Origin of the sequence: Citrobacter sp. Res13-Sevr-PEB04-36 (genome assembly GCF_015672735.1) — a bacterium.
Lineage (GTDB): Bacteria > Pseudomonadota > Gammaproteobacteria > Enterobacterales > Enterobacteriaceae > Citrobacter.
Map to the genome: position 1 here is coordinate 48749 of NZ_JADABY010000018.1, position 15830 is coordinate 64578.

General features: G+C 52.1%; 17 protein-coding genes and 1 tRNA gene. 13 read left to right on the plus strand and 5 right to left on the minus strand.

Annotated features, from left to right (window positions below):
* Positions 1-52 precede the first annotated feature (52 nt).
* Positions 53-964, plus strand: a complete 912-nt coding sequence (locus tag IMQ48_RS05760; RefSeq protein WP_196208257.1) for a DMT family transporter — start codon at positions 53-55, stop codon at positions 962-964.
* Between the two features lie 220 nt (positions 965-1184).
* Here the strand turns inward: IMQ48_RS05760 and IMQ48_RS05765 are convergent, their stop codons facing one another.
* On the minus strand, positions 1185-2870 hold the full coding sequence (locus IMQ48_RS05765; protein WP_096757714.1) for an aspartate:alanine antiporter: 1686 nt from the start codon (positions 2868-2870) through the stop codon (positions 1185-1187).
* A 267-nt stretch (positions 2871-3137) separates the two neighbouring features.
* Here IMQ48_RS05765 and IMQ48_RS05770 point away from each other — a divergent pair, with 267 nt between their 5' ends.
* Entirely contained in the window at positions 3138-3518 is a 381-nt protein-coding gene (locus IMQ48_RS05770; RefSeq protein ID WP_196208302.1) for an inner membrane protein YbjM, read from the plus strand.
* 34 nt (positions 3519-3552) lie between these two features.
* Here the strand turns inward: IMQ48_RS05770 and IMQ48_RS05775 are convergent, their stop codons facing one another.
* Entirely contained in the window at positions 3553-3816 is a 264-nt protein-coding gene (locus IMQ48_RS05775) for a GrxA family glutaredoxin (protein ID WP_135322543.1), read from the minus strand.
* A gap of 172 nt (positions 3817-3988) precedes the next feature.
* On the opposite strand from IMQ48_RS05775, the gene IMQ48_RS05780 reads away from it, so the two are divergent.
* The 10 genes from IMQ48_RS05780 to rlmC all read left to right on the plus strand — a co-directional run bounded on the left by IMQ48_RS05780 (position 3989) and on the right by rlmC (position 12847).
* Positions 3989-4279, plus strand: coding sequence for a YbjC family protein (locus IMQ48_RS05780; protein ID WP_196208258.1), 291 nt, complete (start codon positions 3989-3991; stop codon positions 4277-4279).
* Positions 4263-4985 carry a nitroreductase NfsA gene (nfsA, locus tag IMQ48_RS05785; RefSeq protein WP_196208259.1) on the plus strand — a complete coding sequence of 241 codons (723 nt, stop codon included), beginning with the start codon at positions 4263-4265 and terminating at the stop codon, positions 4983-4985. Before IMQ48_RS05780 ends, nfsA begins: the two co-directional genes overlap by 17 nt.
* Positions 4986-5044: 59 nt before the next feature.
* Positions 5045-5947: a 30S ribosomal protein S6--L-glutamate ligase gene (rimK, locus tag IMQ48_RS05790; protein ID WP_196208260.1), complete on the plus strand. Its 903-nt coding sequence runs from the start codon at positions 5045-5047 to the stop codon at positions 5945-5947.
* A gap of 90 nt (positions 5948-6037) precedes the next feature.
* Positions 6038-6514, plus strand: a complete 477-nt coding sequence (locus IMQ48_RS05795; protein WP_196208261.1) for a YbjN domain-containing protein — start codon at positions 6038-6040, stop codon at positions 6512-6514.
* Positions 6515-6945: 431 nt separating this feature from the next.
* The gene (potF, locus tag IMQ48_RS05800) at positions 6946-8058 is read left to right on the plus strand and encodes a spermidine/putrescine ABC transporter substrate-binding protein PotF (RefSeq protein ID WP_196208262.1); all 1113 of its coding nucleotides are present in this window, start codon (positions 6946-6948) and stop codon (positions 8056-8058) included.
* Positions 8059-8194: 136 nt separating this feature from the next.
* Positions 8195-9328 (plus strand): putrescine ABC transporter ATP-binding subunit PotG, encoded by a 1134-nt coding sequence (gene potG, locus IMQ48_RS05805; RefSeq protein WP_196208263.1) that lies wholly within the window; start codon positions 8195-8197, stop codon positions 9326-9328.
* 9 nt (positions 9329-9337) lie between these two features.
* On the plus strand, positions 9338-10291 hold the full coding sequence (gene potH, locus IMQ48_RS05810; protein WP_115258957.1) for a putrescine ABC transporter permease PotH: 954 nt from the start codon (positions 9338-9340) through the stop codon (positions 10289-10291).
* Positions 10288-11133, plus strand: coding sequence for a putrescine ABC transporter permease PotI (potI, locus tag IMQ48_RS05815; protein WP_182270109.1), 846 nt, complete (start codon positions 10288-10290; stop codon positions 11131-11133). Before potH ends, potI begins: the two co-directional genes overlap by 4 nt.
* A 36-nt stretch (positions 11134-11169) precedes the next feature.
* The gene (locus IMQ48_RS05820) at positions 11170-11679 is read left to right on the plus strand and encodes a YbjO family protein (RefSeq protein WP_196208264.1); all 510 of its coding nucleotides are present in this window, start codon (positions 11170-11172) and stop codon (positions 11677-11679) included.
* Between the two features lie 40 nt (positions 11680-11719).
* Positions 11720-12847 (plus strand): 23S rRNA (uracil(747)-C(5))-methyltransferase RlmC, encoded by a 1128-nt coding sequence (gene rlmC, locus IMQ48_RS05825; RefSeq protein ID WP_196208265.1) that lies wholly within the window; start codon positions 11720-11722, stop codon positions 12845-12847.
* 137 nt (positions 12848-12984) lie between these two features.
* On the opposite strand, the gene IMQ48_RS05830 is transcribed toward rlmC, so the two are convergent.
* From IMQ48_RS05830 to IMQ48_RS05840, 3 genes are all read right to left on the minus strand, one after another.
* Positions 12985-13072, minus strand: a tRNA-Ser gene (locus IMQ48_RS05830).
* 148 nt (positions 13073-13220) lie between these two features.
* Complete coding sequence (locus IMQ48_RS05835) at positions 13221-13898, minus strand: isochorismatase family protein (protein WP_096757702.1); 678 nt, start codon at positions 13896-13898, stop codon at positions 13221-13223.
* 16 nt (positions 13899-13914) lie between these two features.
* Complete coding sequence (locus tag IMQ48_RS05840; protein WP_196208266.1) at positions 13915-14775, minus strand: pirin family protein; 861 nt, start codon at positions 14773-14775, stop codon at positions 13915-13917.
* Between the two features lie 108 nt (positions 14776-14883).
* On the opposite strand from IMQ48_RS05840, the gene IMQ48_RS05845 reads away from it, so the two are divergent.
* Positions 14884-15795 carry a LysR family transcriptional regulator gene (locus tag IMQ48_RS05845; RefSeq protein WP_196208267.1) on the plus strand — a complete coding sequence of 304 codons (912 nt, stop codon included), beginning with the start codon at positions 14884-14886 and terminating at the stop codon, positions 15793-15795.
* Positions 15796-15830 lie beyond the last annotated feature (35 nt).

Sequence of the window (15830 nt, forward strand, 5' to 3'; positions counted from 1 at the left end):
ATGCCGCCGTAGCCTTGTTGCGATACCGTAAACGTGACAAGAGGGCGTATATATGCCCTATATTTTACTCAGTCTGGCTGCCTGCTTTTGGGGCGGAAACTATGTGGTCGGCCACATATTGGTTGCTGAGGTTAATCCCATCATTTTATCAGCTACGCGCTGGATATTTACCGCACTGCTATTGATAGCGCTTTATTTTCGACAGGTCAGGGAGCAGTGGCCAGTGATGAAAACGTCCTTTGGCACTCTCGCTTTTCTTGTGTTATGCGGTCAGGTTCTTTTCCCGCTGACATTGTACATCGGCCTGCAATATACGACATCGCTAAATGCAGCGATTTATATGTCGACCACGCCAGCGATTGTTCTGCTCATCAATAAATTGTTTTTCAAAGAGCGGATCTCTCCTCGCAATATTGCAGGTGTTGCTCTCAGTACCATTGGCGTTTTCTGGCTGGTATTGCAAGGCAATCTGATGCATTCGGATATATTTAATCATCTGAATCAGGGCGATTTCTGGACCATGGGGTCAGCACTGAGTTGGGCCTTCTATTGTGCTTTTCTGCGAACAAAACCCCGTGAGGTAAAGGGCAATGCATTCGTCGCTGTTAGCGCACTGATAGGTGCAATTGTGCTCCTTCCCGTACTGATCCTGGAATTGATGCTTCATGGTATGCCAGACTGGAGCAGCTATGTGAATTCTGACGTTATGACTGGTGTCGTATACCTTATTATTTTCCCTTCCTGGCTGTCATATTTACTCTGGAACAAAGGGATTGACTCTATTGGGGCTACGCGTGGTGAAATCTATTCGCATCTGATCCCACTGAGTGGGGGATTATTCAGCGTCATCTTTTTGCATGTGACACTACATTCGTACCATCTGGTGAGTGCGCTGGTTATTGTCTTTGGCATTGCGCTCTGTTCGCGGGCGACAGTCTACCCGACTACTAAAAGCACTGTGTAAAAGTATGTGCTGTAACCAGCATGATGCAACCTGGACACAGAGGACGGAGGGGAGACAAATTTCAGGCAACAAAAAACCCATCAACCTTGAACCAAAACGGCGGGGTTGATGGGCTCCACAAATTGGGGACATCAAAGAAAAGCAGTGGCAATAGTTATGACTGACACCTTGAAGAAAAGTTCTGCTTACCTGCAAAAAATTTTCATTTAAAGGTAAATTTTTAACCGAGACCAGGCCAGACAATGACGATCAGTGTCCCCGCCAGCGTCAGTAAGACGTTGGCAATTGCATAGGTGCCTGCATAACCTAAAGCAGGGATATTGCTGCGTGCTGTGTCGCTGATGATTTCCATCGCTGGTGCACAGGTACGTGCGCCCATCATGGCGCCAAACAGCAGGGCACGGTTCATACGCAATACGTAAGCGCCAAACAGGAAACAGATCACCACCGGCACCAGGCTAACAATCAGGCCAGCTATCAGCATCTGTCCACCGACTGCACCGAGGCCATTGCCAATACCGCTACCCGCGCTTAAGCCGACGCCTGCCATAAAGACCATCAGACCAAACTCTTTCACCATGTTCAGCGCACCTTGCGGGATGTAGCCAAACGTCGGGTGGTTGGCGCGCAGGAAGCCAAGCATAATCCCTGCGAACAATAAGCCTGCTGCGTTTCCGATGCCAAAGCTGAAATTACTGAACTGGAAGGTGATCATCCCAATCATCAGGCCGATGATAAAGAAGGCGCAGAAGGCCAGCAGGTCGGTGACCTGGCTGTGAATTGAAATAAAGCCGATACGGTCTGCAATAGTTTTTACGCGGCGGGCATCGCCGCTCACTTGCAACACGTCGCCTTTATTGAGCACAACGTTGTCATCAATCGGCATCTCAATCTGGCTGCGGATCACGCGGTTAAGGAAGCAGCCGTGATCGGTCAGCTTCAACTGTGCCAGACGACGGCCGACAGCATTGTGGTTTTTCACTACGATCTCTTCGGTGACGATGCGCATATCGAGCAGATCGCGATCGAATACTTCTTTGCCGTTACGGAAACTGGGGTCGAGGCGGGCATGCGCATCCGGATAGCCCACTAAGGCTATTTCATCGCCCATCTGCAGTACGGCGTCGCCGTCCGGGTTAGCCAGAATACCGTTGCGGCGGATACGCTCAATATAACAACCGGTCTGACGATAGATGCCCAGCTCACGCAGATTTTTACCATCAGCCCACGCAACCAGTTCCGGACCGACACGATAGGCGCGAATCACGGGCAAATAAACCTTACGGTTAGCGTCGGTGTCGAGGCCACGTTCACGGGCGATTTGTTGAGCGCTGGTTTGCAGATCCTGATGCTGCAGTTTTGGCAAGTAGCGTGCGCCGACAATCAAGCTGACCAGCCCGATCAGATAGGTCAGCGCGTAACCGAGGCTCAGATTATCAAGGGCGGTCGACAGTTGTGTTCCCGTCATCCCCGAATGGCGCAAGGTATCACCCGCGCCGACCAGCACCGGCGTGGAGGTCATTGAACCCGCCAGCATGCCGGCTGTCAGGCCGATGTCCCAGCCAAATAGCCTACCCAGCCCCAGGGCGATCAGCATTGCGCTGCCGACCATGACCAGAGCAAGCATTAGATAATTTTTCCCATCGCGAAAAAAAATCGAAAAAAAGTTGGGACCTGCTTCGACGCCGACACAAAAAATAAACAGCATAAAGCCGAGATTTAAAGCATCAGTGTTAATACTAAAGTGCTGCTGGCCTAATAATAGGGATACCACTAAAACGCCAATAGAATTACCGAGTTGGACTGTGCCCAAGCGTAATTTACCCAGACACAGGCCCAGCGCCAGGACCACAAATAATAACAGGATGTAATTCCCATTTAACAAATCTGCGACGTTTATATTCACGGAGACTAACTTCTTGTTTACTAGTAAGCTATTGAAAGAAATGGCAATTTACGCTAATGTTTTTGCCAGAAATTAAGGGGCGACAGCATCGTACACAGCCCCTAATAAAGCAGCATGACAATATATGCTGCTAGTTTAATCTCATTGCGTTTCAACAGCTATAAGAATCGTGTGAGTGTGTTTTTGGCATGGAATGCCGAACGACTTTATCTGACTGGACGCCTTTGGGCGAAAAGAGTGTTCGATAGAGAGTGTCAGGAGGAACGGTTGAAACATAGGCAAGGTTGGGCGGGTGCGATCTGCTGCTTTGTGCTTTTTATTGTGGTGTGTCTTTCATTGACGCTGAACGTGAAAGGGGCATTTAGGGCGACTGGGCATCCTGAGGTCGGGTTGTTGTTTTTTATCTTACCCGGTGCAGCAGCAAGCTTTTTTTCCCATCGTCGGGAGGTACTTAGACCCCTTCTTGGTGCAATGTTGGCGGCACCGTGCTGCCTGTTATTGATGCGGTTCGTGTTTATGCCTACACGTTCGCTGTGGCAAGAGTTGGCATGGTTGTTTAGTGCGGTGTTTTGGTGCGCGCTTGGCGCATTGTGTTTTTTATTTATCAGTAGCCTATTTAATCAACATCAGCAGCGGAAAAAGCACTGATTACGCCCTCCAGTGGAGGGCGTAGAGATGGCAATCAGGCGAACAGATTTGCATTCTCTTTTGCCCATGCTTCAAAATCCGTGCAGCCGCCGATGTGTTTCTGATCGACAAAAATCTGCGGTACGGTCTCTACCGGCTTACCTACCGTTTTTTCCAGATCGGCTTTTGAGATCCCTTCTGCATGAATATCAATGTAGCGGAAGTTAAAATCTTCATGCTCATTGCTTAATTTTTCTGCCAATTCTTTTGCACGCACGCAATATGGGCACCCTGGGCGACCAAAAATAACAGCAAACATCTTTTTCTCCTCGAACTTATCAGGCCAGATGGCGAATATCTGTATGATGCCGCGATTTATGTCGGATGGAAAGCAGGTTCGGCCTGTTGCTTTGATACATCTACTCTATATCTGTTAAACATGAGAACGCGGAACGTTTTATAATACGTTCCACTTCGCCGGGAGGTCACGTATGCGCACTGTGAGTGTGTTACCTAAAAGCGTTTTGATCCTGGAAACGATCGGTATGGTGTCGTTAACGCTGGCGCTGCTGTCGCTTAACGATTACCTCACTTTACCCGCGCCGCTTAACAGTCCGTTGGCTTGTGTGGTGATGATTTTTTTGGGTGTATTGCTGATGCTTCCCGCCGCGGTGTTTTTAATGTGGCGCATTGCGCAACTGCTGGCGCCGCAGCTGATGTCACGAACATCCGGCGTTTCTTCCCGTTCAGCCAGAGAAAAAAGAGATGACTCCAACCATTGATTTACTTCGCAGCCACCGTTCTATTCGCCATTTTACCGATGCGTTGATTTCAGATGCGCAGCGCGAGGCGATTATTGCGGCCGCGCAAGGCACCTCAAGTTCCAGTTTTTTACAGTGCAGCACGATAATTCGTGTGACGGATAAGGCCCTGCGTGAGTCTTTGGTTACGCTGTCGGGCGGGCAACCACATGTGGCGCAAGCCGCCGAATTTTGGGTGTTTTGCGCCGATTTTAACCGTCATTTACAGATTTGCCCTGATGCTCAGCTGGGACTGGCAGAACAACTTCTGCTGGGCGTGGTTGATACGGCGATGATGGCGCAAAATGCGCTAACCGCCGCAGAGTCGTTGGGGCTTGGTGGTGTGTATATTGGCGGGCTGCGCAACAATATAGAGTCGGTGACTGATCTATTGAAACTGCCGCAGCATGTTCTGCCGCTGTTTGGCCTGTGTCTTGGCTGGCCTGCGGATAACCCCGATATCAAACCGCGACTGCCTGCGGCCATTGTGGTGCATGAAAATCAGTACCAACCGCTCGATAAGGACGTTCTGGCGCAATATGATGAGCAGCTTGCGCAGTATTATCTGACCCGTGGCAGCAACACGCGTCGCGACACCTGGAGCGATCATATCCGCCGGACTATCATCAAAGAAAATCGTCCATTTATCCTGGAATATTTGCACAAACAGGGATGGGCTACGCGCTAAAGATTTTAACCCGGTGTATCATACGCCGGCTTTCAGCAGGTCTTTCAGAGAGGTGCAGGGTGAAAATTGCCATTTTGTCCCGGGACGGAACGCTCTATTCTTGTAAGCGCCTGCGTGAGGCGGCGATGCAGCGCGGTCACCTGGTGGAAATTATCGATCCCCTTTCCTGTTATATGAACATTAGCCCGGCGGCGTCTTCGATTCACTACAAGGGCCGCCAGCTTCCCCATTTTGACGCGGTCATCCCACGAATAGGCTCGGCTATTACCTTTTACGGTACGGCGGCGTTGCGTCAGTTTGAGATGTTAGGAAGCTATCCGTTGAATGAGTCAGTGGCGATCACCCGCGCGCGCGATAAGCTGCGCTCATTGCAGCTGCTGGCACGGCAGGGGATTGATCTGCCCATCACCGGAATCGCGCACTCACCGGACGATACCAGCGACATGATCGATATGGTCGGCGGCGCGCCGTTGGTGGTGAAGCTGGTAGAAGGCACGCAGGGTATCGGTGTGGTGCTGGCCGAAACGCGTCAGGCCGCGGAGAGCGTCGTGGATGCGTTTCGCGGGCTGAATGCGCACATCCTGGTGCAGGAATATATTGAAGAGGCGAAAGGGCGGGATATTCGCTGCTTTGTCGTGGGAGATGAGGTGGTGGCCGCCATTGAGCGTCGGGCTAAAGAGGGCGATTTTCGTTCTAATCTCCATCGCGGTGGCGTGGCCAGTATTGCCAATATTACGCCACGTGAAAGAGACATTGCGATCAAAGCCGCCCGAACCATGGGCCTGGATGTGGCTGGCGTTGATATTTTGCGCGCAGAACGCGGGCCGCTGGTCATGGAAGTTAACGCTTCTCCGGGGCTGGAAGGCGTGGAGAAAACCACGGGGGTTGATATTGCCGTGCGGATGATCCAGTGGATCGAACGCCACGCGACCCCTGAATTTTGTCTTAAAATCGGCGGCTAAACGCAATATCGATGGCGATCGTGGTATGACGCGGTCTTTTTGCGTAAGCTGTGCCGGTAATTTTTTCATCGAAAGAGGTCGCACATTATTATGACATCACTGGTCGTTCCCACTCTGGATACGTTGCGTCAATGGCTCGACGACCTGGGCATGAGTTTTTTTGAATGCGATACCTGTCAGGCGCTGCATTTACCCCACATGCAAAACTTCGACGGCATCTTTGATGCGAAAATTGATTTGGTGGATAACGTCATTCTATTTTCTGCGATGGCGGAAGTCAGGCCATCGGCGTTACTGCCGCTTGCTGCCGATCTGTCATCCATTAATGCCAGTTCGCTGACGGTGAAAGCCTTTCTGGACATGCAGGATGATAATCTGCCAAAGCTGGTGGTTTGCCAGTCTTTATACGTTGTGCCGGGCGTAACGTTTGAGCAGTTTGAATGTTTTGTTCGTCAGAGCGAAGAACAGATATCCATGGTGATCCTGGAAGCCGGGGCGCATCAGCTGTTATTTAACGCCGAAGAAGATGTGCAAAACAGTGGTACTGATACCCATTTTCTCCATTAATATTTCCTGAACAATGATGCCAATAGCGCAGCCGCTGCCAGAGCGGTTGCGTATTACCCCATTTTTATTCTGCGTTTAACCTTTCATTAAAGAATTATTCACCTCACTTCCACGCCTTCTGCCTTATGTCATAGATAAATCCTGCATAAAAAATTGATAAAAGACGTTTTTTTAACTGGGCTATATCCTCGAATCCTGGCTAAAGTTATTCTGGCGAGGCTTATAAACGTCATCCATCAATGAACCCTTTGTGGGCTGCATACGCCCGCAAAGCATGTTGAATGATTTAGCGATTATCAGCGAGCCATAGCGGCACAGGGGAAGCCTCTTTTCTTATTTGTGCTGAGCGAAAGAATATGCACGTTTCTTGCATATCGTAGAGTGTGAATTTTTTGTTCGTTTGTTAACGAACTTTCAGAAGGAAAGAGATTATGACCGCCTTAAATAAAAAATGGTTATCAGGCCTGGTTGCGGGTGCTCTGATATCCCTCTCTGCCGGCACGCTCGCTGCTGAACAAAAAACGCTGCATATTTATAACTGGTCTGATTATATCGCCCCCGACACGGTGGCTAATTTTGAAAAAGAGACCGGTATTAAAGTGGTTTATGATGTTTTCGACTCCAACGAAGTACTGGAAGGTAAGCTCATGGCGGGTAGCACCGGCTTTGACCTTGTTGTTCCTTCCGCCAGCTTCCTTGAGCGTCAGCTTACTGCGGGTGTTTTCCAGCCGCTGGACAAAAGTAAACTGCCTGACTGGAAAAACCTCGATCCTGAATTGCTGAAGCTGGTGGCGAAACATGATCCGGACAACAAGTTTGCGATGCCATATATGTGGGCAACTACCGGTATTGGTTACAACGTGGATAAGGTGAAAGCGGTGCTGGGCGCGGATGCGCCGGTCGACAGTTGGGATCTGATCCTGAAGCCGGAAAATTTGGAAAAACTCAAAAGCTGCGGCGTCTCTTTCCTTGATGCGCCCGAAGAAGTCTTTGCCACCGTGCTGAATTATTTGGGTAAAGACCCCAACAGTACCAAAGCGGACGATTACACCGGACCGGCAACCGATCTGCTGTTGAAGCTGCGTCCAAATATTCGCTATTTCCATTCTTCTCAATACATTAACGATCTGGCAAACGGTGATACCTGCGTGGCAATTGGTTGGGCAGGGGACGTATGGCAGGCCGCTAATCGCGCGAAAGAAGCGAAAAATGGCGTCAATATTTCCTTCTCAATTCCAAAAGAAGGGGCGATGGCGTTCTTCGATGTTTTCGCCATGCCTGCGGATGCTAAAAACAAAGACGAAGCGTATCAGTTCCTCAACTACCTGCTGCGCCCGGATGTGGTTGCCCATATTTCCGACCACGTGTTCTACGCCAATGCGAATAAAGAAGCGACGGCGCTGGTCAGCCCTGAAGTTCGTGACAATCCGGGTATTTATCCACCAGCCGATGTACGCGCCAAGCTGTTCACTCTGAAAGTACAGGATCCGAAGATCGACCGTGTTCGCACTCGTGCCTGGACCAAGGTGAAAAGCGGGAAATAACCCGCGTCAGGGACATGACCCGGTGGCACGTGTGTCCGCCGGGTCATCCGATCCCGAACACCCATAACCCGGCAATACGCACCACGCTGGTGCGTTATTTGCACCGTTTCTTTGTTTTATGCCGGAGAGCACTCAAGTGAATGATGCGACCCCCCGCCCACAGGCGAAGACCCGTAAAGCGCTAACCCCGCTGCTTGAAATTCGTAATCTGACCAAGTCTTTTGACGGCCAGCATGCCGTCGATGACGTCAGCCTGACTATCTATAAAGGCGAAATATTTGCTCTGCTGGGGGCCTCCGGTTGCGGCAAATCAACCCTGCTGCGCATGCTGGCGGGCTTTGAACTGCCGACCACCGGGCAAATCATGCTCGACGGTGTCGATTTAGCGCACGTTCCACCGTATCTGCGCCCGATTAATATGATGTTTCAGTCCTACGCGCTGTTCCCGCATATGACGGTGGAGCAGAACATTGCCTTTGGCCTGAAGCAGGACAAGTTGCCGAAAGCTGAAATTACCAGTCGTGTCAATGAGATGCTGGGCCTGGTGCATATGCAGGAATTTGCCAAACGCAAACCACATCAGCTTTCCGGCGGCCAGCGCCAGCGAGTGGCACTGGCGCGCAGCCTGGCAAAGCGACCTAAGCTGCTGCTGCTGGACGAACCGATGGGGGCGCTGGATAAAAAGCTCCGAGATCGCATGCAACTGGAAGTGGTCGATATCCTCGAACGTGTGGGTGCGACCTGTGTGATGGTAACGCACGATCAGGAAGAGGCCATGACGATGGCGGGGCGTATTGCGATCATGAATCGCGGTAAGTTCGTGCAAATCGGTGAGCCTGAAGAGATCTACGAGCACCCGACCACCCGCTACAGCGCGGAATTTATCGGCTCGGTAAACGTCTTTGAGGGGCTGCTGAAAGCGCGTCAGGAAGACGGCCTGGTCATTGACTCTCCGGGGCTGGTCCATCCGCTGAAGGTTGATGCCGATGCCTCTATTGTTGATAACGTCCCGGTGTATGTCGCGCTGCGTCCTGAAAAAATTATGCTTTGCGAGGCCCCTCCGGCAGATGGCTATAACTTTGCGGTGGGGGAGGTGGTGCACATTGCCTATCTCGGCGATTTGTCTGTGTACCACGTGCGTTTAAAAAGCGGCCAGATGTTAAGCGCCCAGCTACAAAACGAACATCGTTACCGTAAGGGGCTACCGACCTGGGGCGATGAGGTGCGTTTGTGTTGGGATGCGGACAGTTGCGTAGTGTTGACGGTTTAAGGAGTGAAAATGCGTACACTTGAACCTCCGGCGCGTGTGGACAACGCGAGCCGTTTCACGCTGTTTATGTCGCGGATGCAGATGAAGCATGGGCGTAAGGTGGTAATTGCGCTGCCGTATATCTGGCTGATTCTGCTGTTTTTGCTACCATTTTTAATCGTCTTTAAGATCTCCTTTTCTGAGATGGCGCGGGCGATCCCTCCGTATTCCGACCTTATCTCATGGGCTGACGATCAGCTCTCCATTACGCTCAATGTCGGCAACTTCCTGCAACTGACGGCCGATCCTCTGTATGTTGATGCTTACCTGCAATCGTTGCAGGTGGCGGGGATTTCGACAATCTGCTGTCTGCTGCTGGGATATCCACTGGCATGGGCTGTGGCACATAGCAAACCGTCAACGCGGAATATTCTGTTGTTGCTGGTGATCCTGCCTTCCTGGACCTCGTTTTTGATCCGCGTGTATGCCTGGATGGGGATCCTGAAAAATAACGGGATCCTGAATAATTTTCTGATGTGGCTGGGGGTTATCGATCAGCCTCTGACTATCCTGCACACTAATCTGGCGGTTTATATCGGTATTGTGTATGCCTATTTGCCGTTTATGGTGCTGCCTATCTACACTGCGCTGACGCGCATTGACTATTCGTTGGTGGAAGCGGCGCTGGATCTTGGGGCCCGACCGCTGAAAACGTTCTTTAGCGTCATCGTGCCGTTGACCAAAGGCGGGATCATCGCCGGGTCAATGCTGGTGTTTATCCCGGCGGTCGGGGAGTTTGTGATCCCTGAACTGCTGGGCGGACCGGATAGCATTATGATTGGCCGTGTGTTGTGGCAGGAGTTCTTCAATAACCGCGACTGGCCGGTGGCGTCGGCTGTGGCCATTATTATGCTGCTGTTACTGATTGTGCCGATCATGTGGTTCCATAAGTATCAGCAAAAAAGTGTGGGGGAACACGGATGAATAATTTACCCGTCGTTCGTTCACCGTGGCGTATTTTTATCCTGGTCGTAGGGTTCACTTTCCTGTACGCGCCGATGCTGATGCTGGTTATCTATTCGTTTAACAGTTCCAAACTGGTGACGGTCTGGGCAGGGTGGTCGACGCGTTGGTACGGCGAGTTGCTCCACGATACCGCGATGATAAGCGCCGTTGGGATGAGTTTAACCATCGCGGCCTGTGCGGCGACGATGGCGGCGATCCTCGGTACGATTGCAGCGGTGGTGCTGGTGCGCTTTGGTCGTTTCCGCGGATCGAATGGTTTTGCCTTTATGATAACAGCGCCGCTGGTTATGCCGGATGTCATCACTGGCCTGTCGCTGTTGTTGCTGTTTGTCGCCATGGCACATGCCATTGGCTGGCCGGCAGATCGCGGGATGTTAACTATCTGGCTGGCGCACGTCACTTTCTGTACGGCGTATGTGGCGGTCGTTATCTCCTCGCGTTTGCGCGAACTGGATCACTCTATCGAAGAAGCGGCGATGGATCTTGGTGCCACGCCGCTGAAGGTCTTTTTTGTCATCACGCTGCCGATGATTATGCCGGCGGTGATATCTGGCTGGTTGTTGGCTTTCACTCTGTCGCTCGACGATCTGGTTATCGCCAGCTTTGTCTCCGGTCCTGGGGCGACGACGTTGCCGATGCTGGTGTTCTCCAGCGTACGTATGGGGGTTAATCCGGAGATTAACGCGCTGGCGACGCTGATCCTTGGTGTGGTAGGAATTATCGGATTTATCGCGTGGTATCTGATGGCTCGGACAGAAAAGCAGCGGTTGCGCGATATCCAGCGTGCAAGACGCGGCTGAAAAAACTAAAATCTGCCAACCTTTACTCGGTGCAGCATGTGGCGCTGCACCGTTTTCACGGAAGACGACGCGTTGGGATTTTTTAAGAAATCATCCGCATCACATGCTCGCTTAAACGTTCCTGCTTTAGTGCAGGTGGCGGTGCTCGCTATTATCATGATCCGCGGTCTCGATCTGTTGATGATTTTCAATACATTGGGCGTGCGCGGTACGATGGCATTTATCCAGCGTAGCGTGCAGACCTGGGATTTGACACTGGTATTTTTAAGCAGTCTGATGCTGGTGTTCATCGAAATTTACTGTGCCTTTTCCTTAGTAAAGGGACGTAACTGGGCGCGCTGGATTTATCTGCTTACCCAGGTAGTGGCCTCCGGTTATTTGTGGGCGGCGTCGTTGGGTTATGGTTATCCTGAGCTGTTCAGTATTGCGGGTGAATCGAAGCGTGAAATTTTTCGCACGCTGGTGATGCAGAAATTGCCGGATATGCTGGTGTTATTGTTGCTGTTTGTTCCGGCGTCCAGTCGACGGTTCTTCCGCCTGCAATAATGTGTATAATCTCCGCCCCGGTTAATTTGAAGGTTTTCTTATGCAGTGCGCACTTTATGACGCCGATCGCTGCCGTTCCTGTCAGTGGATAACACAGCCTGTTGGCGATCAACTTCGTGCAAAAATAGCCGATCTCCAGAATCTGCTTGCCGACTCTTCGGTTGGGGAGTGGTGCGCGCCTGTCGGTGGTCCGGAGAGTGCTTTTCGTAATAAAGCTAAGATGGTGGTGAGTGGCAGCGTGGAAAACCCGCTGTTGGGCATGCTGCATCGTGACGGTACGCCTGAAGATTTGTGTGACTGCCCGCTTTATCCTGCCTCATTTGCGCCGGTATTCGCTGCGCTAAAACCCTTTATCGCCCGCGCCGGGCTGACACCTTACAACGTAGCGCGTAAGCGGGGCGAACTGAAATATGTGCTGTTAACGGAAAGTCAGTTTGACGGCGGTATGATGTTACGTTTTGTCTTACGCTCTGAGGCGAAGCTGGGCCAACTGCGCGCGGCGTTGCCGTGGCTGCAGGCGCAGTTACCGCAGTTAAAGGTGATAACGGTCAATATCCAGCCGGTGCATATGGCAATTATGGAAGGGGAGACAGAAATCTTCCTGACCGAGCAGCAGGCGCTGGCTGAACGTTTTAACGATGTACCGCTGTGGATCCGCCCGCAGAGTTTCTTTCAAACCAATCCGGTGGTGGCGGGGCGTTTGTATGCCACGGCTCGCGACTGGGTGCGCCAGCTTCCGGTCAACCATATGTGGGACCTGTTTTGTGGCGTCGGGGGTTTTGGCCTGCATTGTGCCACGCCGCAGATGAAGCTGACGGGTATTGAGATCGCGCCAGAGGCGATCGCCTGTGCGAAAGAGTCTGCGCAGGCTTTAGGATTACAGAATCTGCATTTTCAGGCGCTCGACTCGACTCAATTCGCGACGGCGCAGGGAGAAGTACCTGATTTGGTGTTGGTGAACCCACCGCGTCGGGGCATTGGCAAACCACTGTGTGATTACCTTTCCCGCATGGCACCGCCGTTTATAGTCTATTCCAGCTGCAATGCGCAAAGCATGGCGAAGGATATTCGTGAACTGCCAGGGTATCGCATTGAACGCGTCCAGCTTTTCGATATGTTCCCGCATACCGCGCACTATGAAGTATTGACGCTGCTTATCCGGCAATAATTTCTTTTCTTCGCCGGGAATGCCTGATGACGCTTCGCTTATCAGGCCTACGGAGAGATGCGGATTGTTGGTCGCATCCGGCAAATGCAACAGACGAAAAAAAAGCCCGTACTTGCGTACGAGCTCTTTCTCAAATGTGGCGGTGAGAGAGGGGTTCGAACCCTCGATACGTTGCCGTATACACACTTTCCAGGCGTGCTCCTTCAGCCACTCGGACACCTCACCGTATTGTAGTGCTGCCTGACCGCTTGGGGGGCAACGGGGCGCTACTATAGGGAGTTGCGCTAAAACGGTCAAGCAGAATTTACGTCTTCACTCTCGTTTGGTTACGCAATAGACATATTCTGCGCCCGAACAGGCGCAGAGAATATGATTAGCGCTGAGAGTCCAGTTTTTCACCGTTGGTGACGACTTCCTGAGCCTTGCTGTAACTTTCAATCAGCAACTGATAGGCCGGGAAGATTTTGGTATACACTTCCGCCCATTCAGCGGCATCTTCACGGTTCCAGGTCCGCTGTATTTCAGATGCGACGGCTGCGGTATCCATTGGCACCACGCCTGCCTGTACTACTCGCGCCAACGTGATTTCCTGCGCCATCTTGCTGTAAGTGCCGGAAGCATCAATGACGGCAAACACTTTATATCCTTCTGCCACCGCGCTGATGGCCGGGAAAGCCATGCAGACGCTGGTAATCGTACCGGCAATAATCAGCGTTTTACGACCGGTTGCTTTGACAGCTTTAACAAAGTCTTCGTTATCCCAGGCGTTGATCTCGCCTTTGCGCGCCACGTACTGCGCATGGGGCGCATTAGCGTGGATCTCAGGGATCAACGGGCCGTTGGGTCCCTGGGGCACAGAGGCGGTGGTGATCACCGGCATCTTCGCCAGGGTGGCTATTTTTGCCAGCGCAGCGGCGCGGGCACGCAGTTCGGGCATCGGCATATCACCGACGGTCTGAAAAAGACCGCTCTGGTGATCGATAAGCAGCATTACGGCATCATCTACGTCGATAACCGGGCGTGAACCATTAAAATTTGCAGGACTGGACATCGTATTCTCCTTCGCTTTAGATTTGGCCAAAACGGCCGGAGTTGAAATCGCGTACGGCTTCGGCGATTTCTTGTTTAGTGTTCATCACAAACGGACCGTAACCAACAATCGGTTCATTTAGCGGTTCGCCTGACAGCAGCAGTACGCTGGCATCGCTACTGGCCTCAATATGTAGGGTTTTACCCTGCTGGCTTAATACCACCAACTGCGCCTCACTTGCGGGCGTGGTGCCGTTGAGGGTGATATTGCCTTTTAGCACTACCAGCGCAGTGCTCCATCCTTCCGGCTGGGACAGCGTGACCGGACGATTACTTTGCAGGCGCATGTCCCACACGTTCAACGGTGAGAAGGTATGCGCGGGACCTTTCGTATCCTGATAGCTGCCCGCAATCACGCGAACAGTACCTGCGTCATCCGGCAGGGCGACAGTGGGAATAACGTAGCTGCTGATGCCCTGATAGCCTGGCACGGTCATTTTGTCTTTGGCTGGCAGGTTGACCCACAGCTGAACCATTTCCAACTCGCCGCCCTTACGGGTAAATTCCGGAGAGTGGAATTCTTCGTGTAAAATTCCAGCCCCTGCTGTCATCCACTGCACATCGCCTGGACCGATAATGCCGCCGCGACCGGTAGAGTCGCGATGCTCAACCTCACCGCTGTAAACAATGGTCACCGTTTCAAAACCACGGTGCGGGTGCTCACCGACGCCACGCTTTTCGTTACCCGGTGTAAAGGTATGCGGACCGGCGTAATCCAGCAGCAGGAATGGACTTAGCTGCTCAGCATGAGACTGGTAAGAGAACATCGAGCGAACTGGAAATCCATCGCCAACCCAGTGTGGGCGAGGTGCGGTGTAGACGCCTGTTACGTGTTTCATCTGTATCTCCTCAGTGGCGTTATCTTGATGTGAATAAGCTTATATTCATGACAGCGAGCTGAGTAGTGGCTAAAATAGTTCTCACCGTCTCATTAACAGGACAATCAGATGACAAAGCTGGATCTCAATGATTTCGCATGGTTTGTGCATGTTGTCGAAGAAGGGGGATTTGCAGCGGCAGGTCGTGCGCTTGATGAACCCAAATCCAAACTTAGTCGGCGTATTGCGCAACTGGAGGATAGACTGGGCGTTCGTTTGATTCAGCGAACTACCCGACAGTTTAATGTCACGGAAGTCGGGCAGACCTTTTACGAACATTGTAAGGCGATGCTGGTTGAGGCACAGGCGGCACAGGATGCCATCGCAGCGTTGCAGGTTGAGCCGCGCGGCATTGTGAAGTTGACGTGTCCAGTAACGCTGCTGCATGTGCATATTGGCCCGATGCTGGCGAGATTTATGGCGCGTTATCCGGATGTCGCAGTGCAGCTTGAAGCCACGAATCGCCGCGTCGATGTCGTCGGAGAAGGTCTGGATGTAGCCATTCGTGTCCGGCCTCGTCCTCTTGAAGACAGTGATTTGGTCATGCGGGTGCTTGCTGACAGGGGGCATCGGCTGTACGCCAGTCCGCTATTGATTGAGCAGATGGGGGCATTACACGCGCCGGCAGAGCTGACCCGCTGGCCGGGGTTGAGTCTGGCATCTGGTAAACATGTTCATCGTTGGGAATTGTTTGGCCCACAGGGCGCCCGAGCGGAAGTGCATTTCACGCCGCGTATGATTACGACAGATATGCTGGCGCTGCGTGAGGCAGCGGTTGCCGGTGTGGGTGTCGTACAACTCCCGCAGTTAATGGTCAAGGATCAATTAGCGGCAGGGGAGTTGGTGGCGTTGCTGGACGGCTGGGAACCCAAGCGGGAGATTATTCACGCGGTTTTTCCATCGCGTCGGGGCTTATTGCCCTCGGTGCGCGCTTTAGTGGATTTCCTGACGGAAGAATATGCGCGCATGATTGAGGATTAAAACCTCAAATTTGATCCACAAAAAAGGCCGGATAT